We start from the raw sequence: 24,186 nt of genomic DNA, 5'->3' as shown, positions 1-24,186 counted from the left end.
TTTTTCGCTCCGCGTTTAGTTGGTGGACTCGATCAGGATCGAACTGACGACCTCCTCAATGCCATTGAGGCGCTCTACCAATTGAGCTACGAGCCCGTTACCAACTGAGAGGGGTGGAAAATCAAAGTTTGTTCGGTGAACGCAAGGAGTTTTTTGGCTTATTTGAGGCGCGGGCGTGAGGCGGAAACGGTGTGGGTGAACGAGATCGTTTGAGAGCGTGTGGCGAGGAGGCGCGTGGACAGGTTTTCTAATGCAGGAAGCAAAAGCCGCCCACTGAATGGCAAGGGATGAGCAGGCGGAGATGACGGGGCGGACTAAACTCCGGTCATGAACATCGAATACCCCAGCGGAAATGGCTTCGCCGCCGGCCTGAGCGGACTGGATCCGGAGCCTTATGTGACGGCCGATAAACGCGTGGCGGCGGCGGGATTGCCGGGCCGCACGAAGAGCGCTCCGGGATCGTGGAGATACCCGGTCGAGCGCAGGCGGGTTCTGCGCGTGTGGCTGGCGCTGAGCATCTCGGTCTCGGCGCACGCGGCTTTTTTCTTTGGGTTCAACGGCCCGAAGGTCGTGAAGGTGGCGGTGGTCGAGAAGGAGACGGTCGAAGTGGGTTTTGTCGCGCCGCCGGTGCCGGAGGAACTCGTGAATGAAGAGGTCGTGGATATGAGCGGCGAAACGGGCGAGGCGCTGGAAGGCGTGGATGTGCCGTCGCTGCCCGATCTGCCGACGACGGTGAATCTGGGGGACTTCACGCAGACCTTTGATATGACCAGTTTGCTGCCGCGCGCGGACGTCAAGGGGGCGAATAATCTCTCAACGATTCCGGGGAATTTCCGGCGCGGCGGTTCGGGCGGCACGGCGACGAGCATGGGAAATATATTTTCCCTCTCGGATCTGGATCGCGCGCCGTCGCCTACGTTTCAACCGGCTCCGTCGGTGCCGGCGCACTTGTTGCGCGATGCGCCGACAGTGCGTGTGACGGTGGAGTTTATTGTTTCGGTGAAAGGAACGGTTTCAGAAGCGCGCGTGCTGAGCTCGGACAATGAGGCGTTCAACGACATCGCGGTCGTTGCGATCATGAAGTGGAAGTTCCGTCCTGGGTACCGGCGCGGCAAGACGGTGAATGTACGGATGATCCAACCGATGCGGTTCACGGCTGCGGGCAACGCGGATGAGAGCCGGTGAGCCGGGCTTCGGGCCGGGGACACATGAAAAAAGCAGCTCCTGCGGGAGCTGCTTTTTTTGGGGGTGGTGGTGCGGGCTTTCGCAGGAGCGTCAGGCGAAGAAGAGCAGGACGATGAGCTGGGCGGCGAATATGCGGAGGATCATCGTGAGCGGATAAACGGTGGCGTAGGCGACCGAGGTGGCTTCCGAGCCGGTGACGGTCTGGGCGAAGGCGAGTGCGGGAGGATCGGTCATGCTGCCGGCGATGACGCCGCAGAGGCTGACGTAGTTGATTTTGAAAAATTTGCGGCCGATGAATCCGATCACGAGGACGGGGACGAGGGTGACGATGGTGCCGAGGAGCATCCAGCGAAGGCCGCCGCCGTGCAGCAGGACATCGAAGAATGCGCCGCCGGCGCGGAGGCCGACGCAGGCGAGGAAGAGGGCGATGCCCATTTCGCGCATCAAGTGATTCGCGCTCGGAGGCATGTACCAGACGAGGGAGCCGAAGTTGCCGACGCGGCTGAGGATGATCGCGACGAAGAGGGGGCCGCCGGCGAGGCCGAGTTTGAGGGCGGCGGGCATGCCGGGGATGTAGAATGGCATGGAGCCGAGGAGGACGCCGAGGGCGATGCCGACGAAGATGGGGGCGAGGCGGGGGTGATTGAGGTCTTTCGCGGAATCGCCGAGGGCGGCGGCGGCGTTACGGACATCGGCCTCGTGGCCGACGATGGTGAGCAGGTCGCCGAACTGGAGGGTGAGGCCGCTGGTGGCGGTGAAGTCTTCGCCGGTGCGGGAGACGCGGGTGACGTTGACGCCGAAGCGGGTGTGGAGGTCGAGTTTATTGACGCCTTTGCCGAGGACGTTTTCGCGGGTGATGAGAACGCGGCGGGTGGTGAGCTGGCCGGTGCCGGTCGCGGGGATGGCGGTGGTGGGATTGCCGATGGCGATGCGCAGGGTGTCGGCGCGGTCGGCGGGCATGACGACGGTGAGGATGTCGCCGCGTTGCAGGACGGTGTCGGGCCGGGCGAGCTGGCTGACGCCGTCGCGGTGGAGGCGGGAGATGACGGCCTTGCCTTCGACGAGGCCGGGTACCCGGGAAATGGTTACGCCGAAGAGGTTGGGGTTCTGGACCTCGAGGGTGAGGGCGTGGACGTCGCGTTTGTCGGATTTGCGGGCGTCTTCGAGTTCGCGGGCCTCGGTGGCGATGTTGATGCGGAAGAAAACGCGGACGGCGATCATCGCGAGGATGGTGCCGATGATGCCGAACGGGTAGGCGACGGCGTAGGCCATGCCGAGCTGAGTGAGCATGGCGGGGGTGGTCTCGGCGAACTGCCGGAGCGCCTGGCCGGCGGCTCCGAGGCTGGGGGTGTTGGTGGTGGCGCCGGAGAGCAGGCCCATGGCAGCGGGGAGCGGGACGGAGGCGAATTTGAACAGGCCGATGGTGATCAACGAGCCGAGGATGACAGTGGTGGCGGCGAGGATATTCAACGTGACGCCCTGGCGGCGGAAGGAGGCGAAGAAGCCGGGGCCGACCTGGAGGCCGATGGCGAAGACGAAGAGGATGAGGCCGAATTCGCGGATGAATTCGAGCACCTCGGGGTTGAGCTGCATTCCGAAATGGCCGCAGGCGATGCCGGCGAAGAGGACGCCGGCTACACCGAGTTTGATGCCGAAGACTCGGATGGCGCCGATGCCGAGGCCGAGGGCGATGACGATGCTGAATCCGATCACCGCGTGGGCGACCGATTCATGAGTGAAGAGGGTGACGATCCAGTCCATGAGAGTGGGTGGGTTGCGGGAAATTTAGGTGACGTGTGGTCAGATGGCCTGCGAGTGACGGCCGGTGGACGGCACGTGATAGGCGTCGAAGCGCTGGGCGATGACGCGCAGGAGCGGGGCTCCACGAGAGGTGACGCGCAGCTCGGTTTCGGAGAGTTCCACGGCGCCATCGCGTTCGAGATCGTCGAGTGAAGCAAGTTCTGTGGCGTAAATCTGCCGGACGTCGATGCCGAGGTCGGCGGAGAGGCGGCGGAAATCGAGGCGGCGGTCGCACATGAGACGCATGATGAGTGTGCGGCGGCGGGCGTCTTCGTCGGTGAGGCGGAGGCCGCGCTGGACGGGGAGGCGGCCGGCTTGAAGGGCGTCGTGATAGTCGGTGAGCGAGCGGGCGTTTTGGAAGTAGACGTTTCCGATAGAAGAAATGGCGGACATGCCGAAGGCGTAGACGGAGGCGCCGGCGCGGGTGCTGTAGCCTTGGAAATTGCGGTGGAGGGTCTGCTCGCGCTGGGCAACGGCGAGTTCGTCCTGGGGGCGGGCGAAGTGATCGAGGCCGATGTCGATGTAGCGGGCGGAGGTGAGGCGCTGGTGGGCGAGCTGCCAGAGGGCGAGGCGGGTCTCGGCGTCGGGGAGCTGGCCACGTTCGTCGAAAATGTTTTGGGACGGCTTGAGCCAGGGGACGTGGGCGTAGCCGAAGACGGAGAGGCGGTCCGGTTCGAGGCCGAGGACGTCGTCGAGGGTGCGGTCGAAGGAGTCGACGGTCTGGAGAGGCAGGCCGTAGATGAGGTCGACGTTGATGGAGGAGAAGCCGGCGGCGCGGAGCCAGGTGAAGGCCTGCTCGTTGAGCGCGTGGGGCTGGTGGCGGTGAATGGCGAGTTGCACGCGGCGATCCGTGTCCTGGATACCGAGGGAGGCGCGGCGGGCACCAAGGCGGACAAGGGCCTCGACCTGATCCCAGGAAAGGCGGCGGGGATCGATTTCGACGGAGATCTCGGCGTCTTTATCGAATTGGAAATAGCAGCGAAGGAGTTCGCCCAGGCGGTCGAGCTGGCGGGCGGTGAAGAAGGTGGGCGTGCCGCCGCCGAGGTGGAGTTGGACGACGCGGCGGCTGGAATCGAGGTGGAGATTATAGAGGGCGATTTCGCGGGCCAGGTCGTCGAGGTAGGTGTCGGCGGCAGATTTATTGCGGGTGATGACGGTGGTGCAGCCGCAGTACCAGCAGCGCGATTCGCAAAAGGGGAGATGGATATAGAGGGAGAGCGGGCGGACGCCGGTGGCGTTGTCCTCGGCGATGGCGTCTTCGAAACGGATGGCGGGGAGATCGGCGGTGAACTGGGTGGCGGGCGGGTAGGATGTGTAGCGCGGGGCGGCGGCGGCGTATTTTTTAATCAACTCCAGATCGAGCGGAGGTGTCGCGGACGAGGCGGACAGGAGGGCGTCGTGCGTGGAGATCATGAAGGTGGGTGTGCGTTCATGATCGCAGAAGGCCGATAAGTTAACTCGGCGGGGGTTGGCGGGGACTGCGCAGATTTTGCGATGAGTCAGGCGACGGAGCGCAGCGGGCGGAGGCCGGTGGCGACAATAGCGAGAGTGGCGAGGGAGCTGAGGGGCATGAGCACGGCGGCGAGGAGCGGGTGCATGTGGCCGGTGACGGAGAGGCCGACGGCGACGGCGTTGTACGCGATCATGAAGGTGAGGAGCGCGCGGTGGGTGCGGGCGCGGGCGTCGTTGACTTCGAAGAGGGCGCGGATGCCGCCGATGCCGCGGCCGAGGAAATAGAAATCGGCTTTTTGCTCGAGGAGACCGCGGTGGATGACGGGCGTGCCGCGGACGAGGGCGCGGTCGAAGGCGAGGGAGTCGTTGGCGCCGTCGCCGAGCATGAGCGTGCGGTCGGGGGAGTGGGCGTCGAGCCAGGCGGCTTTTTCGCGGGGGGAGTTTTCGCCGATGGCGCGGTGGGCCGGGAGGGCGAGTTCGAGAGCGAGTTGGCGGACCTTAGCGGTGGTGTCGCCGCTGAGGATGGTCGTGGAGAGGCCGCGCGCGGAGAGGGCGGCGATCTCGCGGCGGGCATCGGTGCGGACGGTGTCGGTGCAGGAGAAAGTGGCGACGATGCGGCCGAGGTGGCTGAGGGCGGTTTCGTTTTTGGCACCGTGAGAGGGGATGCGGCTGAAGGCGGCCCAGTCGGCGCGGCCGAGGCGCCAGGGGCCGAGTTCGATGCCGTAGCCGGTGACTTCGCGGGGAGAACCGGGGGCGGGATCGAGGGAATCGAGGGCGAGGAGTTCGGCGTGGAGGCAGCGGGCGACGGGGTGGGCGCTGTCGGCGACCATCGTGAGCAAGGCGGCGCGGGCGTCGGTCGAGAGGGAGCGGAGCGTATCGGGGTTTTGGAGCTCGGGGGTTTCGAGGGTGAGCGTGCCGGTTTTGTCGAAGACGACGCGGTCGATTTTAGCGAGGCGCGGCCAGAGGTCGGGGCTGCGGACGAAGACGCCGCGGCGTCGGAGGCGGACGGTGGCGATTTCGTCGGTGAGCGGGAAGGCGAGGCCGAGTGCGCAGGGGCAGGAGACGACGAGGACGGCGGTGACGACGGCGCCGGCGTGGACGGGATCGCCGGTGGACAACCACCAGCAGAGACCGGAGACGATGGCGGCGCCGATGATCGCGATGAGATAGCCCTGGATGACGCGCTCGATGGTGCGGTGGCGGAAGGCGGCGCGGGTGACGGGTTTGAGGAGTTGGGCGAAGAGCGAGTTTTCCCAGGGCTGGGTGGCGATGACGCGGATCTCGGAGCGGGAGAGATTTTGCGCGCCGGCGGAGACGTGCTGGCTGGCGCGGAAAAGGCGCGGTTCGGATTCGCCGTTGATCCAGGCGAGGCCGAGGGTGGCTTCGAGGGAGGCGAGGACGCCATCGACCGGGATGGTTTGTCCGGAGGCGACGCCGATGTGCTGGCCGGGACGGATCTCCTCCGGAGCGACCTCGGTGCGGGAGCCGTCGGGCGCGTAGAGCGGGACGCGGGGCGGGGCGGGTTGTTCGCTAAGGAGGCGGCGCTGGTTGCGTTCGACGGCAGCGACCTGGGCCCAGCGACCGAGAAGCATGAGGACGATGAAACCGCTGACGAAGTCGAAATACTGATACTCCTCGATCTGCGCGATCCAGCCGTAGAAAGAGCCGATGAAGGCGCCGACGATGCCGAGGGCGATGGGGAGGTCGATGTGGAGCGTGCGCTCCCGGAGGGCGGCGCCGGCGCGATTGAGGAAGTAGCCGCCGCCGGCGAGGAGGCTCAGCGTGGCGAAGCCCATCGCGAGCGTGGAGAAGAGGTGCGTGTAGCGGCTGGCCGCCTCGAGGCCGAAGTAGGCGGGGAGCGTGAAGAGCATTACGTTCATCGCGAAGGCGGTGCAGAGGCCGAGGCGGCGGGCGAGTTGCTGGCTCTCGGAACGGCGGCCGCTGATGGCGGTGTTTGCGGGGCCGACGAGGTAGTTGAAACGCTGGAGCTCGGAGGCGAAGGCCGCGGCGTCGAATTGGGTTTTGAGCCAGGAGAGGCGGGCCTGACCGGTCTGGGCGTTGACCTCGATGCGGCCGGCGCCGGGCTGGCGGGCGAAGATTTTTTCGATGAGCCAGACGCAGCCGACGCAGGAGATTCCCTGGATGGAAACGGAGAGCGATGCGGTGGAGGATTCGCCGGCGGCGGCCTGGGCGTCGCGTTGAAGCGAGGCGAGCCAGCCGTGGTCGCGCGGGGCGGTGGCGGCGAACTCGGCGGGGTTGGTGATCTTGTCGCGAAGATCGTAATACGTCTCGAATCCCTCGTCGTGTATGAGGCGGTGGACGAAGGCGCAGCCGGAGCAGCAGAAATCGCGGTCGAAAGAGGGAGAGCCGCAGTGGCGGCAGACGCGGGCGGACCGCTCGCTGGCGCTCGCGGCTACGGGGACGGACAAGGACGGGAGCGCGCTCATGACGAGAAATGGCAGAGGAGGTTGTCGAGAGTCGGAGCCGATGCGCCGAACGTGCCGCGCAGGCGCCAGAGGACGATGGCGGCGGCGAGGAGAGCGAGAGCGGTCTGGGCGCGGGCGAGGGTGCGTGGCGAGAGTTTGGTGCGGAGCCAGGCGTAGTGGGTTTGCGCGAGCCAGAGGAGCGGGAGCGTGCCGAGGGCGAACGAGAGCATGAACTCTGCGCCGCGCGCGGCGGAGCCGGAGAAGGCGGCGATCGTGAGAATGAAGTAGAGCGGTGCGCAGGGCAGGAGCGGGGTGGCGAGGCCGATGCCGGCGGCGGCGGCGAGGCGGGAGCGTCCACGGAGTTTTTGTTGGAGACGGAATTGGAGGCGCGTGAGCCAGGCGAAGCGCGGGAGGCGTTTATCGAGGCGGAAGGCGACGAGGATGAAGAACGCGGCGAAGAGCCAGGGGCCGAAGCGCAGCGGGGCGCCGTTGAAGGCGTTGAGCGGGCCCTGGCCGAGAGCGCCGACGAGGAGGCCGAGTGTCGTGTAGCCCAGGATACGGGAGATGTGGTAGACGGTGTTGACCGTCTGCGGGTCGGAGCGGTCCTTGCCGGCGGGCGTGAGGGCGCAGGCGAGCGGTCCGCACATGCCGACGCAGTGCAGGCTCGTGGTGAGGCCTGCGAGAAAGGCGGCGGCGGGGGACTGGATGCCGGCGAATTCCATGAAGTGGTGGGCGTGCGGTAGCGAAGAGGGATGAAGGAGGGCGGAGTCCGCGCCTTAAGTGGCGCGGCTACGGGGAGTGCGGCTGTCGTGAGGTTGTGGTTTTGTGCGCGAGGGGGACGTCGGCCATGCGGTTGCGGGAGGCGATGGTGAAGAGCGTGGACCACGCGCCGAGAAGGAGCGCGAAACCAAGCGCGACGAAGAGGAAGAGTTTACGGTCGCCGGTGGTCATGGTGTTGCGGTGGAGGAGGACGGAGCTGGCGGGACGCCGGCGCTCCCATCCGGGGCGGATGATTTTTTCATGTAGGCGGGGTTGGGGCCGACGAAGTCGATGGTGCGTTTGAGCGAGAAGGATTCGTCGAGCGAGGTGACCTGCACTTGGAGGTGGGCGGGGCCGGTGTAGCGGCCGAGCGGGATTTGGAGAATAAGCGGGCGGACTTCCTCGACGCCGGGTGCGAGTTCGACGGCGTCGCTCCAGCCGGAGATTTCGACAGATGGGTCGGAGATCGTGAGAGCGAAGCGCTGGGCGTGGTCGCGTTTGTTGACGATGCGGACCAAGAATTGATTTCGGACGGAGGTGGCGTCGACGAAGTAGGGCGTACCGCCGAGGCGGGTGATCTGGAGGTTGGCGGGGCGGACGGTGGAAAGCGCGAGGGTGGCAACGATGGCGCCGACGAGGAGGAGCGCGCCGTAGATGAAGACGCGCGGGCGGAGCCATTTGGTTTTTTCGCCGCGCAGCCCTGAGAGGGAATCGTAGCGGATGAGGCCGGTGGGGCGGTTGATTTTGGTCATGACCTCGTCGCACGCATCGACGCAGGCGGCGCAGCCGATGCACTCCATCTGGAGGCCCTGGCGGATATCGATGCCAGTGGGGCAGACGCGGACGCAGCGGTTGCAATCGATGCAGGCGCCGGCGTTGGGGATGGAGAGCTTGCCGCGAGGTTCGCCGCGTTTTTCGTCGTAGCCGATCACGAGGGAGTGGTCGTCGATGAGAACAGATTGGAGGCGGCCGTAGGGGCAGATGATGAGGCAAAGCTGTTCGCGGAACCAGGCGAAGTTGCCGTAGAGGGCGCCGGTGAAGAGAGCGACGAAGACGAAGGCTCCCCAGTGTTCGGCGGGGGCGGCGCTCATCATGGACCAGAGCGCGGGGATGGAAATGAAGTAGGCGAGGAAGAGGTGTGCGATGATCGCGGATACGGCGACGTAGAGGATGTGCTTGGCGGAGCGGCGGAGGATTTTGGCGGTGGTCCACGGCGCGGCGTCGAGGGCGCGACGTTTGGGGGCGTCGCCTTCGAGGAGGCGCTCGATGCGGCGGTAGATGTGGTCGAGGAAGACGGTTTGCGGGCAGGCCCAGCCGCACCAGACGCGGCCGAGGAGGGATGTTATGAAGAAGAGTCCGAAGCCGAGGCCGGTGATGCCGAAGAAGAGCATCCAGATGTCTTGAAAGGCGAAGGTGAGGCCGAAGAGGTGGAAGCGGCGGGCGGCGACATCGAGGAAGACGGCGGGGTGGGCGCCGATTTTTATCCAGGGGAGCGAGAGATAGACGACGATGAGCAGCCAACCGGAGAGCGTGCGCGCTTTGAAGAAACGACCGGGCGCGTCGGCGGGGTGCAAGTAGCGGTGAGAACCGTCTTCGCGGATCGTCGTGACCGCGTCGCGCGTGGGCCGGGCGAAGCCGACCTTGGCGCGTGCAGGAGACGAAGCGGGCGCAGGGTTCTTTTCGCCATGGTCGTGTGGAGTCGGCGGCATCCGTGTTTAACTATTCTGTGCCCGAGGGCGCGGGGTGGTGGCTGAGGATGAAGGCGGTGACTTCGTTGATTTTTTTGGAGCCGAGGAGCGGGCCCCAGGTGGGCATGCCCTTGGCGGGGACGCCGTTTTCGACGGTGGCGATCAGGTCGAGCGGCTTGCTGCCGTGTATCCAGACGGCATCGACGAGGCTGGGGCCGACGCCACCTTTGAGTTCGTTGCCGTGGCAGCTGGCGCAGGTGTTTTTGTAGGTGTCGGCACCGGCGGTGACGAACGCGGGGTTACGGCTCATTTTCCAGAGGGTGGGATCGTCGCGGGTGCCGGCGGCGGCGAGTTTGACGGCGTCGATGCGGGCGATCTCGGCCTGGATGTCTTTGGCGTCGTCGGTGCGGGCGAAGATCTGGCGGTCGAACCAGTAGGCGATGGCGAAGATGATGGCGCCGTAGAAGGTGAGGAGCCACCAGTTGGGGAGGCGGCGGTCGTATTCGGCGATGCCGTCGAAGACGTGGTGGCGGACGGGATCTTCCTTCGGGTCGTGTTTGGGATCAGGCGTCATGGCGGCGGAGATCGTGGGAGTCGTTGGCGAGCGGGAGGAAGGCGAGCTGCTTGATCTGGACGCGGCGCATGCGGAGGGCGCGGAGAGCGAAGCTCACGTAGATCGAGGCGGAGGTGATGAAGGCGATCAGCGTGAAGATGCTGGCCCAGTTTTCGAAGAGGAGGCGGCGGAACATCGGAAGAAGGGAGACGGGTGAAGAGTGAAGGGTGAAAACGGAGCGCGGCGGGTTATTTGGCGGCGGTGGCGGGAGTGACTTTTTCGGATTTGCCGAGCTTTTGGAGGTAGGCGATGAGGGCGACGATCTCGCGGTCGGGGGCGATGACGTCGCCTTCGGCGCGGAGGTTATCGACGATGCCGTCGGACTGGGTCTTCACGCTGGCGGCGATTTCGGCGGGGCTCATCGCGGGGTAGGGAACGCCGAGGGTGCGCTGGACGTTGAGCTTGCTGGAGAGGGCGGCGACGTCGGTGGCGTTTTCGGCGAGCCACGGGTAATTCGGCATGTTGGAGCCCGGCGAGATGGATCGCGGGTCGAGCAGGTGGCGGAAGTGCCAGGTGTTTGAATACTTGCCGCCGACGCGGGCGAGATCGGGCCCGGTGCGTTTGGAGCCCCATTGGTGCGGAAAGTCGTAGATGGATTCGCCGAGGCGGGAGTAGTCGCCGTAGCGGAGCACGTCGGGGACGAGGGTGCGGATCATCTGCGAGTGGCAGTTGTAGCAACCCTCGCGGACATAGATGTCGCGGCCGGCGAGTTCGAGCGGCGTGTAGGGAACCTGGATGCGGTCTTCGACGTTGGCGGCGCGGTGGACGAGGGTCGTCGGGATGATCTGGATGAGTCCGCCGGCGGCGACGGCGATGAAGGTGAGGATGGTGAAGGGCAGGACGTTCACGATGAGCTTGTCGTACCAGGCGCCCCAGACGGCGTCTTTTGCGCGGAAGTGGGCGAAGGCGAGGATCACGCAGGTGATGGTGCCGAAGAGGCCGCCGAGCATGATGAGGTCGTTGCCGAAGAGCCACGCGCAGGCGAAGAGCGAGCCGAAGACGGAGAAGAGGACGGGCGGATTGATAAAGGCGGGGGCGAGCTTGAGGCGTGGCTCGGCGGGTTTGTCCTCGATGAAGACATCGATGGAGCTGTTGACCGGCTGGGCACCACGGATGGTGCGCCAGAGGTTGTAGGCGAGCATGAGCCAGCCGACGAGGTAGAGGCCGCCGCCGATGACGCGCATGAGCATCATGAGGCGGATGCTGTTGAGCGTATCCAGGAAGCTGGGGTAGGCGAGGACGGTGCCGCCCTCGGTGGTGGCGCCGAGCATGAGGCCCTGGGTGATGCCCGAGGTCCACATGGCGGCGACGTAGAGGAGGATGCCGACGGTCCCGAGCCAGAAATGGAGGTTGGCGAGACTCTGCGAGTGGAGCGGCTTGTTCCAGAGGCGGGGGACGAGCCAGTAAGTCATACCGGCGGCCATGAAACCGTTCCAGCCGAGGGCGCCGGCGTGGACGTGGCCGATGATCCAGTCGGTGTAATGGCCGAGGGCGTTGACGGCTTTGATGGAGAGGAGCGGACCCTCGAAGGTGGCCATGCCGTAGAAGGTGACGGCGGCGGCGAAGAATTTGAGGACGGGGTCGGTGCGGACTTTATCCCATGCGCCGCGAAGGGTGAGCAGGCCGTTTAACATGCCGCCCCAAGACGGGGCCCAGAGCATGAGTGAGAACGTCATGCCCAGGGCCTGGAGCCAGCCGGGTAATGCGGTGTTCAGGAGATGGTGAGGACCCGCCCAGATATAAACGAAGACGAGGGACCAAAAATGGATGACGGAAAGGCGGTAGCTGTACACCGGACGTCCCGCGGCCTTCGGGATGAAGTAGTACATGATGCCGAGGATCGGCGTGGTGAGGAAGAAGGCCACGGCGTTGTGGCCGTACCACCACTGGACGAGGGCGTCCTGGACGCCACCGAAGACCGGATACGAGTGGAGGAGGCTCGTGGGGATGCTGAGGTGGTTGACGATGTAGAGCATCGCCACGGTGATGATGGTCGCGATGTAGAACCAGATGGCGACGTAGAGGGCGGGCTCGTGGCGGCGGGCGAGCGTCCAGAAGAAGTTAACCGCAAAGACGACCCAGATGGCGGCGACGGCGATGTTGATGGGCCAGATGAGCTCGGCGTATTCCTTGCCGCGGGAGAAGCCGAGCGGGAGCGTGATGGCAGCGGCCACGATGATGAGCTGCCAGCCCCAGAAGTGGAGTTGCGAGAGGAAGTCGCTGGCGAGGCGGGCGCGGACGAGGCGCTGCGTGGAGTAGTAAACACCGGCGAACATCATGTTGCCGACGAAGGCGAAGATGACGGCGTTGGTATGGAGCGGGCGGAGACGGCCGAAGGTGAGCCAGGGGAGATCGAAGTTGAGGCGCCAATAGTTGAGCTGAGAGGCGACGAGCACGCCGACGATCATGCCGACGGCGCCCCAAATGACGGAGGCGAGGAGGAACTGGCGGACGATCTGGTCGTTGAAGTGGAGAGTGATTTTGCGGTCTTGCATGGGTAGCGGCGGAGAAATCGAGAGGCTCAGGCGTGGGCTTCGGGGTAGGAGTGGCCGCGAACCTCGCGGTGTTCGCAGTGGCCGCCCTTGGTGCAGTTATGGTGGTCGCGGCAGCGGGGGCGGGCCTTGGACATGTCGATGACGATGGCGGGAGCGGCGGCGGGGACCGCCGCAGGCGTGACGCGGTTTTCGTCGAGGAGTGGAAGTAAGGATTCGGATTCGGCGCTGCCGAAGCGGCGGCGGGCCTGTTCGCGGGCGAAAAATACGATAAACGTGAAGGTGAGGCAGAGGCTGATCACCAGAGTGAGCGGTACGATGTCCATAGGTCTTTGTGGTGGCATGACCTTAGACGAAGCGGGGCGAACGCTCTGCGCGGGGGTTGGCAGGGGCTGTGCATTTCTTGCTCGGGGTTATCCGGGCAAGTGATGCGCAGCGTTAGGCAAGGTGCGCGGAGCGGGTTTGCATGAGTTGCGGCATGATGGGGTCATGCGACAGCGCATTCTTTGCATCCTCGACGAACGGCGGGCTCACTTGAAGCGCGAGTGGGCGCGGCGTCTGCGGCTGGAGCCGGTGCGCAGCGCATTGGGAGAGCCGGCAGTGCTCGTTTATATGATGGACGAAACGCTGCGGCAGTTGAGCGGCCTGATCGCCCGGCAGCACGCGGCGCGCAGAGCGGCACCGGGTGATTTCGAGAGCCGGTGCGGGTGCCGGTTAAATCCGTTGCTGGCCTATTTCTCCACCGGAGAAGCGTCGCTGCTTATGCTGCTGGAAGAAGCGGAGATGATGGACGAGCCGGTGCGCGCGCTGGTGAGCGGCTGGTGGCGTGTGCTCGCGCAAGGAGAGATAGACGCGGTCTGCGGACTATGCGTGCGCACGTGCCACGCGCCGTATCCGAAAATCCCGGCGGCGCTCAGGCGACCGGAGCCTGCTGATGCAGGCGGTCGCGGAACACGGTAGGCGATTCGCCGGCGATGCGGCGGAAGACGCGGTTGAACTGGGAGAGCGACTGGAAGCCCACTTCGTAGGCGGCCTCGCTGATGCGTTTGTTGGGGTTGAGCAGGAGGTTTTTCACCTTCTCGATGCGGATGCGGGCGAGGTAGTCGGTGAAGGTGAGGCTGGTGGCCTTCTTGAACATTTTGCAGAAGTAGAAGGCGCTCATGTTGACCTGCTTCGCGACCTGTTCGAGGGAGAGTTCCTCGGTGTACTGGTCGGCGATGAACATGCGGGCGCGGGCGATGGCAGGGTTTTCGGCGTTGGCCTCCTGGACGGTGAGCTGGTTGCTCATCGAGGCGAGGTGCTGCGCGAAGATCGTGAGGAGGCGGAGGACGGCCTCGTACTGTTTTTTGGAAACGACGCGGGTCTGGAAGTAGGCTTCTTCGAGCTTTTTCAGGTCCACCTCGGTGCCCCAGCCGACGATCTCCTTGGTGGCCTTGGTGAACTCATGCACCTTGGGTTTATGGAGGAGGATCTGGCCGGTCTGGAGGAAGGCGATCAGGTTGGCGCCGACGCGTATAGGAACGGCAGAGTCGCAGAGGCCGGCGAAGCACTTGAGCGTTTTGGGTTCGAGGCGGGCCTGTTCCTCGACCTTGCGCTGGAGCTGGAGACAGGCGGCGCAGGAGTGGTTGGTCTTCGCCATGAGAGCGCAGAACGGGTTTTCGTTCGGGTCACCGGCATGGGGAAGATTGAACGACTCGATGGCGCGGAGATTGATGGGGAGTCCGGTGGTGTCGCGAAATGCCTGCTCGTAGTCCTGATAGATCTGTGAACGTTTCAACTGCTCGACGAGCTGGCGGCTGCGTTTGACGGGGTCATCCGTGGACATGCGTGAAGTATCGACGCAGATTTCGCGGAGCTCAATGTGAGAAACCGGATGCGGGCAATTTATGGGGAGCGGTTTTCCCGTGGCGCAGTGGCGCTTATAGGCCGCGAGAGAACGGAAGAGGGATGCGAAGGACCGCTCGCTGGCGCTCGCGGCTACGTGTGAGTTGCGAAGCGTAGCGCGAGCCCAACAGGGAGATTCGTGCAGTGGGTCAGACGCTGAGTTCGCATTGGCCGCCGGCGCAGGCGACGACTTGGGCGAGTTTGGTTTCGTCGTGTTGCTCCTCGAGCTCGGTGTAGGGGACGGGATTGCAGGCGAGGAGGTTCCAGCGCTGGGCGTCGGCGGCGGTTTGGACGGACTCGAGCGGGGCCTGAACGTAGGCTTTGTCGCCGAAGGACTGGAGCAGCGCGACGCCGGTGAAGCGGGCGCGGTTTTCCCAGATGAAGGCGGCGACGGCGTCCCACTCGCCGTCCTGCACGGTGACGGTGTTGGAGACGTTGTGGGCGAGGCCGGGGGCGTAGGCGGCGTGGCTGGTGCCGGGGAGGACCCAGTTTTCCTGCACGAGGCGGACCATTTCGAGGAAGCGGACGGCGTCGAGCTGATCGCGGAGGATGGCATCGGCGGGCGACTCTACGGGGAAGGTGATGACGTCGTCGGTGCGTTTGCCGTAGGCGGAGGGCTCGCAGAGGTGCGGGTTGTAGTGCTTGAAGATTTGATACACCGGATCGAGGCGGCTGGCCTGGACGCGGCGGAAGTAGCGGCGGGAGTGGCGCGGGTGGATGCCGGAGCCGGTGCCGAGGAGGAGCGACGTGGTGCCTTCGGGTTTCACGCAGGTGGTGCGGGCGGCGGCGCGGATGCCGAGGCGGGCGGCGAAACCGGCGTTGGTTTCGGTGACGAGGCCGGCGGCGCGCTGGAGGATCTGGGGATCGAGGAGGATTTTCGGGCTGTCCATGATGCCGCAGATGGAGACGCCGAGGAGGGCTTCGCGCTCGTTGATGAGCTGGGTGACGGCGCCGAGGTAGGGGATGTTGGTGTAACCGGCCTGGAGCGTGCCGATGATCGCGGCGGCGCGGGCGGCGCGGGAAAAATCCTCCTCGGTGCGGACGAGGGCGCCGTTGATCGTGGTGAGATTGCACATCTGGAAACCGTGGAGACGGGAACCGATGCGGAGCGGGCGGCCGGAGTCGTCGGCGTGGATGCCGCGGGCGTTGAGCCTCGCGATGTCGTCGCGGCTGATGACTTGGAAAACCGGATGCAGGCCGATCTCGACGCAGGGGTTGGCGCCATAGTCTTCGTGGTCTGCGAAAAAGAAGCCGGGCTCGCCGAATTGTTTCTGGCACTCGAAGAGACGCAGAAATTCCTGCTGCGTGACGCGCGAACGGATAAGCACTGCGGAGTTGTTGGAGGCGGAGCGGTGCGGGTGAGTTTTGAACCAATCGCCGGTTTTGGCCTGCATCATCTTGTCGTCGTCGGCCGAGAAGAGCGCGATGGTCGCGGAGCGGCGGACGCCGCCGGCGAGGACGGCACCGGCGATGTGCATGAGGATGTCGTAGGCCTCGATGGGTTCGAGGCGTCGCCCGGCGGCGGTGCGGAGAATCTCCTCGGCGGACTGGAGGGCGCGCTTGAGCGGGAGGTGGCCGGGGGCTTTGCCGCCCGAGGTGCGGAGGGCGGTGCCGCGCGGGCGGATGGCGGAGTAGTTGAACTCGATGACGTGGCCGTGGACGTAGGCGTCGAGGAGCGCGCCGAGAGCGTCGCACCAACCCTCGATCGTATCGATGATGTGGTGATGGCGGACGGCAAGGTCGTCGTCGTGACCGCGCGGGGCGAGCGGCGGGAGTTGGGAGACGTGGCATTTTTGCACGGAGAAACCGACGCCGCAGCCGACGAGGAGAAGGTAGAACGACTCCTGGAAAGCGCGGAGGCGGTTGATGTGCGTGAAGGAGCAGTTGAAGAGGCGGGCCTCGTGGGCGAAGACGGCGGGGCCGCCGAACTGGAGCGAGCGCATCGAGGGGAGAACCTCTTTGCGGCGGACGGCTTCGAAGGCGTCGTCGATGGCGGCGTAGAGATCGGAGTCGCCGAGCGCGGCGTAGCGCTGATGGTGCATGGCGGCGACGCGGTTGACGGCTTCGTCCCAAGTTTCGCGGCGCTGGAGGGAGGCGTCGTGGCGCGCGTAGCGGGAGATGAAGATGTACTCCTGGAGGCCGTTGCTCGGGTAGCGGTTGAGGCGGGCGTCGTTCTTGCGCGAGCGATAGAGGATGTAGGCTTTGGCGGCGGCGAACTCGCCCTCGGCGGCGAGCATTTTCTCGGTGAGATCCTGGAGCTCGTCGGAGGTGGGTGTGGTGTTTTTCTGGTAGAAAAGTTCGCTGGCCCATTCGACGGAACGGGCGATGGCGCGGGCGCGGGCGAAGTCGTCCTCGCCGAGGCCGTAGCGACGAGTGGCGTCGTGGCGGAGAGGGTTTTCGATGTCGCCCTGACGCGAGGCGAAGAGGGCGAGGGCGATGGAGCGGACGATGCGTTCGATGTCGAAGAGAGTGGTTTTGCCGTCGCGTTTGACGACGTTGCGATGGGAGGTGAGAGCGGTGGTCATTGAAGGGTTCGAGAGGGTGGGTGATGCGTCGTTGGGGTGACGAAAAAACAGTGTAGCGGAACGCGCGCGTAACGGCTGCGCATGGGTTGGCAAAATTGCGCGCGGGCTGAATTTTTTCGCGCGCGAGAGAAGCGGCGAGGTTGCGTGTCTCAAGAACTGCACAGCGGTGGGCAAACCATGCGCAGCGGGCCGGGGCATTAGCGGTTAGCATGGGAGACCGTGAAAAATCCCAAACAGGTTACCCTCGACGGCAACGAAGCGGTTGCCGCAGTTGCTTATCGCCTCACCGATCTCTTCGCGATCTACCCGATCACGCCTTCATCCCCCATGGCCGAATCCGCCGATGCGTGGGCGGCGGTCGGCAAGAAAAACATCTGGGACCGCGTGCCTCAGATGGTCGAGATGCAGTCGGAAGCGGGCGTGGCCGGTGCGATGCACGGCGCGCTGCAAGGCGGGACGGTGGCGAGCACGTTCACGGCGTCGCAAGGACTGCTGTTGATGATCCCGAACATGTACAAAATCGCGGGCGAGCTGACGCCGTGCTGCATGCACGTGACGGCGCGCACGCTGGCGACTCATGCGCTATCGATTTTCGGCGATCACTCGGACGTGATGGCGTGCCGGCAAACGGGGTGGGCGATGCTGGCATCGGGTTCGCCGCAGGAAGCGCAGGATCTGGCGCTGGTTTCGCACATTGCGACGTTGAGGGCGCGGATTCCGTTCATGCATTTCTTCGACGGGTTTCGCACCTCGCACGAGATTGCGACGATCACGCCGCTCCCGGACGAGACGATCAAGGCGATGCTGGATGACGATTGCCTGGCGGCGTTTCGCTCGCGACGGCTGACGCCGGACAAGCCGATGCTGCGCGGCACGGCGCAGAACCCCGATGTATTTTTCCAGGCGCGCGAGGCAGCGAACGGTTTTTATGACCGCACGCCCGGAATCGTGGAGGAAACGATGAACCGTTTCGCGCAGCTCACGGGCCGAGCTTACAAGCTCTTCGACTACGAAGGGCATCCGGAGGCGGATCGGGTGGTGATCGTGATGGGCTCGGGCGGCGAGACGGTCGCGGAGACGGCGAAGTGGCTGAATGCGCGCGGCGAAAAAACGGGTGTGCTGAAGGTGCGGCTGTACCGTCCGTTCAGTGCGTCGGCGTTTATCGGCATGTTGCCGAAGACGACACGCTCGATCGCGGTGCTCGATCGCACGAAGGAACCGGGCGCGCTCGGCGAGCCGCTGTATCTCGATGTGGTGGCGGCGTTGCGGCATCCGGACGCGGGGCCGGTGACGATGGCGCGCGTGGTGGGCGGGCGCTATGGACTGGCGTCGAAGGAATTCACGCCGGCGATGGCGGCGGCGGTGTTTGCGGAGCTCAAGAAGGACAGGCCGCTGCACTCGTTCACGGTCGGTATCGAGGACGATGTGACGCATCTCTCGCTAGCGTACGACCGGGCGCTCGATCTGGAGCCGGTGGAGACGAAGCGCGCGGTGTTCTTCGGACTCGGTTCCGACGGCACGGTCGGCGCGAATAAAAACACGATCAAGATTCTGGCGTCGGCGGGAGGATTTCAGGCGCAGGGGTATTTCGTGTACGACTCGAAGAAGGCGGGGGCGGTGACGGTGTCGCACCTGCGATTCAGCGAGAAACCGATTCGCGCGCCGTATCTGGTATCGCAGGCGAGTTTCGTGGCGTGCCACCAGTTCAATTTGTTGCAGACGCAGCCGGTGCTATCGTTGGCGGCGCCGGGTGCGACGCTGTTGATCAACGTCCCGGGCGGTGCGTCCGCCTTGTGGGCGAAATTGTCGGCGGAAACGCGCGGGCAGATCCGGGCGAAGAAGCTGCGGGTGTACGCAATCGACGCGGCGACGGTGGCGCGCAGCGCGGGATTGGGCGGGCGCATCAACACGGTGATGCAGGTGTGTTTCTTCGCTCTGGCGAAGTTGCTGCCGGTGGATGACGCGATCGCGAAGATCAAGCAGGCGATCGAGAAGTCTTACGGCCGCCAGGGGCCGGAAGTCGTGAAGAAGAACATCGCGGGCGTGGACGCATCGCTGGCGAATCTCGCCGAGGTGGAAATCCCTGCGGCGGATGACGCGGAGGCGGAAGCGAAGGCGTTGCCGGCGGAGGCGTCGGACTTCTACAAGCGCGTAACGTCGGTGATGCTCGCGGGACTCGGCGACGAGCTGCCGGTGAGCGCGTTTCCGGTGGATGGCACGTTCGAGACGGGCACGGCGCGATTCGAGAAGCGGAATCTCGCGGTGGAAATTCCTGTGTGGGACGCGACGCTGTGCATCCAGTGTAACAAGTGCGTGGAGTACTGTCCGCACGCGGCGATCCGCGCGAAGTTTTACCCAGCGGAGGCACTGGACGGATGTCCGGCGAGTTTCCTGTCGACGGATTTCCGGTCGAAGGATTATCCGAACCAGAAGTACACGATCCAGGTCGCGCCGGAGGATTGCACGGGGTGTAATCTGTGCGCGCAGGTTTGTCCCGCGAAGGATAAAACCAATCCGAAGAAGAAGGCGCTGATGATGGAGCCGCAGGTGGCGCTCGTGGAAAAGGAGAAGGCGAACTACGACTTCTTCCTGAAGCTGCCGAATCCGGATCGGGCGACGCTCAAGACGGACCCGAAGCACACGCAGTTCCTGGAGCCGCTGTTCGAGTATTCGGGCGCGTGCGCGGGCTGCGGCGAGACGCCGTATGTGAAGCTGTTGACGCAGCTCTTCGGCGACCGGCTCGTGGTGGCGAATGCGACGGGCTGCTCGTCGATCTACGGCGGGAATCTGCCGACGACGCCTTACACGAAGAACGGCCAGGGGCGCGGACCGGCCTGGAGCAATTCGCTCTTCGAGGATAATGCGGAGTACGGACTCGGTCTGCGACTGGCGCTCGACGGTTATGCGGAGCGGGCGCGCGAGGCGCTGACGAAGGTTTCCGAGATCGTCGGGCCGGAGCGTGTGAACGCGATCGTCGCGGCTGATCAGACGACGGAGTCGGGCATTTATGACCAGCGCGTGCGGGTGTCGCAGCTGCGCGAGAAGCTCACGGGCATCAACACGCCGCTGGCGAAGGAGTTGGATGAACTCGCCGATCACCTGGTGAACAAGAGCCTGTGGATTCTCGGTGGCGACGGCTGGGCGTACGACATCGGGTTCGGCGGTCTCGACCATGTGCTGGCGAGCGGACATCCGGTGAAGATCCTGGTCCTGGATACGGAGGTTTACTCGAACACAGGCGGACAATGCTCGAAGTCGACGCCGTTGGGCGCGACGGCGAAGTTTGCCGCGAGCGGCAAGACGGTTGGAAAGAAGGATCTCGGGCTGATGGCGATGAGCTATGGCTCGGTCTATGTCGCGGGCATCGCGCTCGGTGCGCGTGACGGACAGGCGGTGACGGCGCTGCGAGAAGCGGAGGCTTATCCGGGGCCGGCGCTGGTGATCGCGTACTCGCACTGTGTGGCGCACGGCTACGATCTGCGGCTCGGCGTGGATCAGCAGAAGCTGGCGGTCGATACCGGTTACTGGCCGCTGTACCGCTACGATCCGCGTCGGGCGGAGCGCGGCGAGAATCCGATGCAGCTCGATTCAGCGACGCCGCGCGCGGAGCTGACGAGTTTCACGAAGAACGAACTGCGTTACCGGTTGCTCGCGCAATCGGACGCGGCGCGGGCGCAGCAGGCCGAGGTGGACGCGCAGGCGCATGTGCGCCGGCGGTTCGCGCTCTATCAACAACTGGCGGCTGCGAACAAAGCACCGGCTCCGGCAGTCGCCGCCGCGGCGGCACCGGCAACGGTTGCGAATGGAGCGACGGCTAAAACATCCACGGAGGCGACATCATGAACATGCAGGTTGATTATCTCGGTTTGAAACTGGCGCATCCTATCGTGCCGGGCGCGTCGCCCTTCTGCGACAATCTCGACCAGGTGCGCCGGTTGGAAGACGCGGGCGCGCCGGCGATCGTGATGCACTCGCTTTTCGAGGAGCAGATTTTGCAGGAAGCCACGGCGCATGAGTTGTACCGCGAACCTGCGGAGGAGAGCTTTTCGGAGGCGGCGTCGTTTTTCCCGAAGCCGCAGGAGTTCGTGCTGGGGCCGGAGCAGTACCTGGAGCAGATCGGACGCATCAAAGCGGCGGTGAATCTGCCGGTGATTGCATCGCTCAACGGGTCGCATCCGGGCGGGTGGGTGAATTACGCGAAGCTGATCGAGCAGGCGGGCGCGGCGGCGCTGGAGTTGAACGTTTATTTCCTGCCGTCCGATCCGGCGGTGACGGGCGCGGAGGTGGACTGGCGGTTGATCGAAGTGGTGCGCAGCGTGAAGGCGGCGGTGAAGATCCCGGTGGCGGTGAAGCTGTCGCCGTTTTATTCGTCGCTGCCGCAGCTGGCGGCGCAGTTGCACGATCTGGGGGCGGACGGGTTGATTATGTTCAACCGGTTTTATCAGCCGGATTTCGATGTGGAAAATCTGGAGGTGCGCGCGCGGCTGGAGTTGTCCACGCCGGCGGAGTTGCAGATGCGGCTGCACTGGACGGCGATCCTGGCGGGGCGCGTGCCGATTCCGTTGATCGTGAGCGGAGGTGTACACGGGCCGGTCGATGTCGTGAAAGCGATCATGGCCGGTGCGAACGCGGTGCAGGTGGTGTCGTGTCTGCTCAAGCATGGGCCGGGCTACCTCGCGACGTTGCTGCGGGAGTTCCGGCAGTTTATGGAGGAGCAGGATTACCGCTCGGTGGAGCAGATGCGTGGAAGCCTGAGCCTGAAGCATTGCCCGAATCCGGACGCGTTCGAGCGGACGAATTATCTGCGGACGCTGCAGATGTGGCGCGCGTGACGCGCGAAGGAAGAACGACGTTTTCATGCCTTATCGGATCTGCAAAGTTTTCTCGGTGGAGAACGGACACATCCTGTCGAAGCATCCGGGGAAGTGCCGGTTTCCGCATGGGCACAGCCGGCGGATCGAGGTGGTGGTCGAGGCGGACGAACTCGATGCGAACGACATGGTGTGCGACTTCAAGCAGGTGAGCGCGTTGATCGGCGGGTTCATCGAGACGTTCGACCACGCGATGTGCCTGAACACGGCGGACGCGCATTATCCGCTGTACCGGGCGGCGTACGAGCGGGTGGTGGCGTTCGAGAATCAGGATCCGACGAGCGAGCTGATGGCGCGGCGGGTTTTCGAGAAGATGAAGGCGGAATTGGAGACGTCGCCCGAGGCGGTGGCGCGGCGTGTGCGCGTACGAAGAATCCGGATGCACGAGACGGCTACTAGCTGGGCGGAGTACGAAGGCTGACGCCATGCAGACGCCGCCGCTCCAGCTTTTTGCGAACTGGTTTTCCGAAGCGAAGGAATGCGCGGGGATCGCGGATGCGTCGGCGATGGCGCTGGCGACGGCGGATGCGGGCGGGCGACCATCGGTGCGGATGGTGTTGTTGAAGCAGTTCGACGAGCGGGGATTCGTTTTCTACACGAACCTGGAGAGTCCGAAAGCGTGCGACCTGGCGGGGAATCCGCGCGCGGCGCTGTGTTTTCACTGGGCGCCGCTCGGACGGCAGGTGAGGTTGGAAGGGGCGGTGACGCCGGTGGAGGAAAAGGAGGCGGATGCGTATTTCGCGACGCGGCCGAGGCTGAGCCAGCTCGGGGCGTGGGCGTCGAGGCAGTCGCGGCCGATGGGGCATCGTTACGCGCTGGAGGCGGCGGTGGCGTGGGCTGGTGCGCGTTATGGGAGCGGCGCGGTGCCGAGGCCGCCGCACTGGTCTGGTTTCCGGGTGGTGCCGCTGAGGATGGAGTTTTGGAGGGAAGGCGCGTTCCGGCATCACGAGCGGTCGTTGTATGTGAGGAGCGGTGACAGCGGGGATTGGGGGCACGAGTGGGTTTATCCGTGAGGTGCGCGGACCGCTCGCTGCGCGCTCGCGGCTACGGGGGTTGAGAAGAGTGGGAGCGAAAAAGGCGCGTCCAAGAGGGACGCGCCTTTCGCTTTTGTCATGGCTGCCGTCGAGGAACCACTCACGGCGGCAGAAGTTGGTCAGGCCACTTTGGGGATGGCGGCGGCGAGTTCGACGGCGTGCGGGTGGCGACGTTTGCAGGCCTCGGTGCGGGTGAACTCGCTGAGGCTGCGCTCGAGGATGTCGGCGAGGCGGTGGACGCCTTTGAAGAGGTTGTCGGACTCGATGGAGGCGACGAGGTCGGCGCCGGGGCGTTCGACGACACCTTTGACGGTGTGGAAGCGTTTGCCGGCGCGGAAGGCGGTCTCGTGGAGATCGAGACGGACGCGGATGATGCCGGTGTGGCGGAGGAGTTTCGAGAGAGTGCGGGCGATTTCGTTTTTGGAGGTTTCGCTGAGGTGGGTGCCGTTGAGGAGAATTTTTGAGTCCATGGGGGATGAGATTTTTGAGGTGATCGGTGCGTGACGGCCGTGCGGGCGGCCTGGCTGAGGGTTACCAGGTGCCCCACTGTCGGGGGCGTTCCTCAGGGAGGACGGGGAAGTCGGCGGAGTATTCGGCGCGCGTTTTTTGCGGTGCGCGGTGAGCTTCGCCGCCCCGGCCTTCCTGGAGGCGGTTTTTCAGTTCACGGAGCTGATCGTCGAATTGAACTTTGTCGGGCCATGTTTTCATGGGAGGAAGGTTAACGGGGACAGTGTACCCGAAGGGTGAGGACACGGCTGCGCATGGGTTGCCGGAGGCAGACCGGATCTTGTTTTCCGGGGCGGCGTGGCGCTCCAAGATATGCGCACGAAAGGGCAAATGACGCGACGCGGTCTGCTGCGTTATCGGGTAGAACTGTCAGCATGAAAGCGGCGTTTTTGCACCAGTTGGTTCTCCGGAGGGAAGAGACCGTCCGGCGCTGGCTGCACACGTTGAGGGAGTCGCCGGTGTACTCGGCGCTGGGCAATCCGGAGACGTTGCGGTTCATGATCGGTCCGACGCTGGACCGGTTGTTCACGGCGGTGCGGGAGCATGTGGAGGACGGGTGGTCGCCGGAGGCGCCGCCGGCGAAGGTGCGGCTGATGGAGGCGGCCTCGCGTTGCGCGTTGAATCCGATGATCGGATACTATCTGGCGGGGGAGGCGGCGCTGGTTTCGATGGTGAAGGAGATCGCGCCGTGCGCGGATTTTTCAGAGACGGATTTATTGGTGTCGGAGTCGCAGCTGCTGGTGTTGCTGCGGGAGATGGGGCGGGCGGAGATCACGGGGTTTTGCGAGATCTGCCGGGTGCGAGAGCCGATGAAGGCGATGGCGGGGCATACGGGCAGCGGGCTGCCGGCGATGTGTCCGTTTAAGGCGGCGATGGAGGGACGGAGCGAGCCGGGGAGAACGCTTAACGTTTAACGCTGAACGCTCAATCGTGGGGGCAAGTGCACCGCG

21 protein-coding genes and 1 tRNA gene are annotated in these 24,186 nt (G+C 64.9%); 7 read left to right on the top strand and 15 right to left on the bottom strand.

All coding sequences use genetic code 11. The annotated features are described in order from the left end of the window. Positions 1-20 precede the first annotated feature (20 nt). Positions 21-96, bottom strand: a tRNA-Ala gene (locus CMV30_RS18310). 231 nt (positions 97-327) lie between these two features. Between CMV30_RS18310 and CMV30_RS18305 the strand changes: the two genes are divergently transcribed. Further along, positions 328-1,185 carry an energy transducer TonB gene (locus CMV30_RS18305; RefSeq protein ID WP_096057372.1) on the top strand — a complete coding sequence of 286 codons (858 nt, stop codon included), beginning with the start codon at positions 328-330 and terminating at the stop codon, positions 1,183-1,185. Between the two features lie 90 nt (positions 1,186-1,275). Here CMV30_RS18305 and CMV30_RS18300 read toward each other — a convergent pair whose 3' ends face one another. The 10 genes from CMV30_RS18300 to CMV30_RS18260 all read right to left on the bottom strand — a co-directional run bounded on the left by CMV30_RS18300 (position 1,276) and on the right by CMV30_RS18260 (position 12,741). After that, complete coding sequence (locus CMV30_RS18300) at positions 1,276-2,946, bottom strand: putative transporter (protein ID WP_096057371.1); 1,671 nt, start codon at positions 2,944-2,946, stop codon at positions 1,276-1,278. Positions 2,947-2,985: 39 nt separating this feature from the next. Beyond that, positions 2,986-4,398 (bottom strand): oxygen-independent coproporphyrinogen III oxidase, encoded by a 1,413-nt coding sequence (gene hemN / locus CMV30_RS18295; RefSeq protein ID WP_096057370.1) that lies wholly within the window; start codon positions 4,396-4,398, stop codon positions 2,986-2,988. An 86-nt stretch (positions 4,399-4,484) separates the two neighbouring features. Beyond that, the gene (locus CMV30_RS18290) at positions 4,485-6,884 is read right to left on the bottom strand and encodes a heavy metal translocating P-type ATPase (protein WP_096057369.1); all 2,400 of its coding nucleotides are present in this window, start codon (positions 6,882-6,884) and stop codon (positions 4,485-4,487) included. Next, complete coding sequence (locus tag CMV30_RS18285; protein ID WP_096057368.1) at positions 6,881-7,585, bottom strand: sulfite exporter TauE/SafE family protein; 705 nt, start codon at positions 7,583-7,585, stop codon at positions 6,881-6,883. Before CMV30_RS18285 ends, CMV30_RS18290 begins: the two co-directional genes overlap by 4 nt. 67 nt (positions 7,586-7,652) lie before the next feature. Then, positions 7,653-7,814, bottom strand: a complete 162-nt coding sequence (locus tag CMV30_RS20005) for a hypothetical protein (protein ID WP_175414961.1) — start codon at positions 7,812-7,814, stop codon at positions 7,653-7,655. Further along, complete coding sequence (gene ccoG / locus CMV30_RS18280; protein ID WP_096057367.1) at positions 7,811-9,331, bottom strand: cytochrome c oxidase accessory protein CcoG; 1,521 nt, start codon at positions 9,329-9,331, stop codon at positions 7,811-7,813. Before ccoG ends, CMV30_RS20005 begins: the two co-directional genes overlap by 4 nt. 10 nt (positions 9,332-9,341) lie before the next feature. Further along, positions 9,342-9,884 carry a cbb3-type cytochrome c oxidase N-terminal domain-containing protein gene (locus tag CMV30_RS18275; protein WP_096057366.1) on the bottom strand — a complete coding sequence of 181 codons (543 nt, stop codon included), beginning with the start codon at positions 9,882-9,884 and terminating at the stop codon, positions 9,342-9,344. Continuing rightward, positions 9,874-10,059, bottom strand: coding sequence for a hypothetical protein (locus tag CMV30_RS18270; protein WP_096057365.1), 186 nt, complete (start codon positions 10,057-10,059; stop codon positions 9,874-9,876). Before CMV30_RS18270 ends, CMV30_RS18275 begins: the two co-directional genes overlap by 11 nt. A 52-nt stretch (positions 10,060-10,111) precedes the next feature. After that, positions 10,112-12,418, bottom strand: a complete 2,307-nt coding sequence (gene ccoN / locus CMV30_RS18265) for a cytochrome-c oxidase, cbb3-type subunit I (RefSeq protein ID WP_096057364.1) — start codon at positions 12,416-12,418, stop codon at positions 10,112-10,114. Between the two features lie 26 nt (positions 12,419-12,444). Continuing rightward, the gene (locus CMV30_RS18260; protein WP_096057363.1) at positions 12,445-12,741 is read right to left on the bottom strand and encodes a hypothetical protein; all 297 of its coding nucleotides are present in this window, start codon (positions 12,739-12,741) and stop codon (positions 12,445-12,447) included. A 163-nt stretch (positions 12,742-12,904) separates the two neighbouring features. Here CMV30_RS18260 and CMV30_RS19630 point away from each other — a divergent pair, with 163 nt between their 5' ends. Next, on the top strand, positions 12,905-13,375 hold the full coding sequence (locus CMV30_RS19630; RefSeq protein WP_138223378.1) for a hypothetical protein: 471 nt from the start codon (positions 12,905-12,907) through the stop codon (positions 13,373-13,375). Here the strand turns inward: CMV30_RS19630 and CMV30_RS18250 are convergent. Together CMV30_RS18250 and CMV30_RS18245 are read right to left on the bottom strand one after the other, a co-directional pair. Continuing rightward, a complete protein-coding gene (locus CMV30_RS18250) occupies positions 13,329-14,240 on the bottom strand; it encodes a PocR ligand-binding domain-containing protein (RefSeq protein ID WP_096057361.1) in 912 nt (303 codons plus the stop codon). The genes CMV30_RS19630 and CMV30_RS18250 overlap by 47 nt on opposite strands. A 208-nt stretch (positions 14,241-14,448) precedes the next feature. Beyond that, positions 14,449-16,824 (bottom strand): ATP cone domain-containing protein, encoded by a 2,376-nt coding sequence (locus tag CMV30_RS18245; RefSeq protein ID WP_175414960.1) that lies wholly within the window; start codon positions 16,822-16,824, stop codon positions 14,449-14,451. A gap of 219 nt (positions 16,825-17,043) precedes the next feature. On the opposite strand from CMV30_RS18245, the gene nifJ reads away from it, so the two are divergent. From nifJ to pdxH, 4 genes are read left to right on the top strand one after another with little or no spacing between them, the layout of a single operon-like run. Next, entirely contained in the window at positions 17,044-20,667 is a 3,624-nt protein-coding gene (nifJ, locus tag CMV30_RS18240) for a pyruvate:ferredoxin (flavodoxin) oxidoreductase (protein WP_096057359.1), read from the top strand. Continuing rightward, entirely contained in the window at positions 20,664-21,656 is a 993-nt protein-coding gene (locus tag CMV30_RS18235) for a dihydroorotate dehydrogenase-like protein (protein ID WP_096057358.1), read from the top strand. The genes nifJ and CMV30_RS18235 overlap by 4 nt, the downstream gene beginning before the upstream one ends. A 25-nt stretch (positions 21,657-21,681) precedes the next feature. Next, positions 21,682-22,116 (top strand): 6-pyruvoyl trahydropterin synthase family protein, encoded by a 435-nt coding sequence (locus CMV30_RS18230; RefSeq protein WP_096057357.1) that lies wholly within the window; start codon positions 21,682-21,684, stop codon positions 22,114-22,116. A 4-nt stretch (positions 22,117-22,120) separates the two neighbouring features. Continuing rightward, positions 22,121-22,708: a pyridoxamine 5'-phosphate oxidase gene (pdxH, locus tag CMV30_RS18225; RefSeq protein WP_096057356.1), complete on the top strand. Its 588-nt coding sequence runs from the start codon at positions 22,121-22,123 to the stop codon at positions 22,706-22,708. A gap of 140 nt (positions 22,709-22,848) precedes the next feature. Here the strand turns inward: pdxH and CMV30_RS18220 are convergent, their stop codons facing one another. Beyond that, positions 22,849-23,199, bottom strand: a complete 351-nt coding sequence (locus tag CMV30_RS18220) for a hypothetical protein (RefSeq protein WP_096057355.1) — start codon at positions 23,197-23,199, stop codon at positions 22,849-22,851. A gap of 61 nt (positions 23,200-23,260) precedes the next feature. Next, positions 23,261-23,437: a hypothetical protein gene (locus CMV30_RS20000; protein WP_175414959.1), complete on the bottom strand. Its 177-nt coding sequence runs from the start codon at positions 23,435-23,437 to the stop codon at positions 23,261-23,263. 173 nt (positions 23,438-23,610) lie between these two features. On the opposite strand from CMV30_RS20000, the gene CMV30_RS18215 reads away from it, so the two are divergent. Next, the gene (locus CMV30_RS18215) at positions 23,611-24,150 is read left to right on the top strand and encodes a hypothetical protein (protein ID WP_096057354.1); all 540 of its coding nucleotides are present in this window, start codon (positions 23,611-23,613) and stop codon (positions 24,148-24,150) included. The last annotated feature ends 36 nt before the right edge of the window (positions 24,151-24,186 follow it).

Origin of the sequence: Nibricoccus aquaticus (assembly GCF_002310495.1) — a bacterium.
GTDB classification, from domain to species: Bacteria; Verrucomicrobiota; Verrucomicrobiia; order Opitutales; family Opitutaceae; genus Nibricoccus; species Nibricoccus aquaticus.
The sequence above is the reverse complement of the archived record's forward strand: the minus strand, read 5'-3'. Positions and strand labels throughout refer to the sequence as shown.

Bases quoted from the DNA above. Each gene is read 5' to 3' on its own strand.
- CMV30_RS18305 (WP_096057372.1), top strand. From the start codon at position 328: ATGAACATCGAATACCCCAGCGGAAATGGCTTCGCCGCCGGCCTGAGC.
- CMV30_RS18300 (WP_096057371.1), bottom strand. From the start codon at position 2,946: ATGGACTGGATCGTCACCCTCTTCACTCATGAATCGGTCGCCCACGCG.
- hemN (WP_096057370.1), bottom strand. From the start codon at position 4,398: ATGATCTCCACGCACGACGCCCTCCTGTCCGCCTCGTCCGCGACACCT.
- CMV30_RS18290 (WP_096057369.1), bottom strand. From the start codon at position 6,884: ATGAGCGCGCTCCCGTCCTTGTCCGTCCCCGTAGCCGCGAGCGCCAGC.
- CMV30_RS18285 (WP_096057368.1), bottom strand. From the start codon at position 7,585: ATGGAATTCGCCGGCATCCAGTCCCCCGCCGCCGCCTTTCTCGCAGGC.
- CMV30_RS20005 (WP_175414961.1), bottom strand. From the start codon at position 7,814: ATGACCACCGGCGACCGTAAACTCTTCCTCTTCGTCGCGCTTGGTTTC.
- ccoG (WP_096057367.1), bottom strand. From the start codon at position 9,331: ATGCCGCCGACTCCACACGACCATGGCGAAAAGAACCCTGCGCCCGCT.
- CMV30_RS18275 (WP_096057366.1), bottom strand. From the start codon at position 9,884: ATGACGCCTGATCCCAAACACGACCCGAAGGAAGATCCCGTCCGCCAC.
- CMV30_RS18270 (WP_096057365.1), bottom strand. From the start codon at position 10,059: ATGTTCCGCCGCCTCCTCTTCGAAAACTGGGCCAGCATCTTCACGCTG.
- ccoN (WP_096057364.1), bottom strand. From the start codon at position 12,418: ATGCAAGACCGCAAAATCACTCTCCACTTCAACGACCAGATCGTCCGC.
- CMV30_RS18260 (WP_096057363.1), bottom strand. From the start codon at position 12,741: ATGGACATCGTACCGCTCACTCTGGTGATCAGCCTCTGCCTCACCTTC.
- CMV30_RS19630 (WP_138223378.1), top strand. From the start codon at position 12,905: ATGCGACAGCGCATTCTTTGCATCCTCGACGAACGGCGGGCTCACTTG.
- CMV30_RS18250 (WP_096057361.1), bottom strand. From the start codon at position 14,240: ATGTCCACGGATGACCCCGTCAAACGCAGCCGCCAGCTCGTCGAGCAG.
- CMV30_RS18245 (WP_175414960.1), bottom strand. From the start codon at position 16,824: ATGACCACCGCTCTCACCTCCCATCGCAACGTCGTCAAACGCGACGGC.
- CMV30_RS18235 (WP_096057358.1), top strand. From the start codon at position 20,664: ATGAACATGCAGGTTGATTATCTCGGTTTGAAACTGGCGCATCCTATC.
- CMV30_RS18230 (WP_096057357.1), top strand. From the start codon at position 21,682: ATGCCTTATCGGATCTGCAAAGTTTTCTCGGTGGAGAACGGACACATC.
- pdxH (WP_096057356.1), top strand. From the start codon at position 22,121: ATGCAGACGCCGCCGCTCCAGCTTTTTGCGAACTGGTTTTCCGAAGCG.
- CMV30_RS18220 (WP_096057355.1), bottom strand. From the start codon at position 23,199: ATGGACTCAAAAATTCTCCTCAACGGCACCCACCTCAGCGAAACCTCC.
- CMV30_RS20000 (WP_175414959.1), bottom strand. From the start codon at position 23,437: ATGAAAACATGGCCCGACAAAGTTCAATTCGACGATCAGCTCCGTGAA.
- CMV30_RS18215 (WP_096057354.1), top strand. From the start codon at position 23,611: ATGAAAGCGGCGTTTTTGCACCAGTTGGTTCTCCGGAGGGAAGAGACC.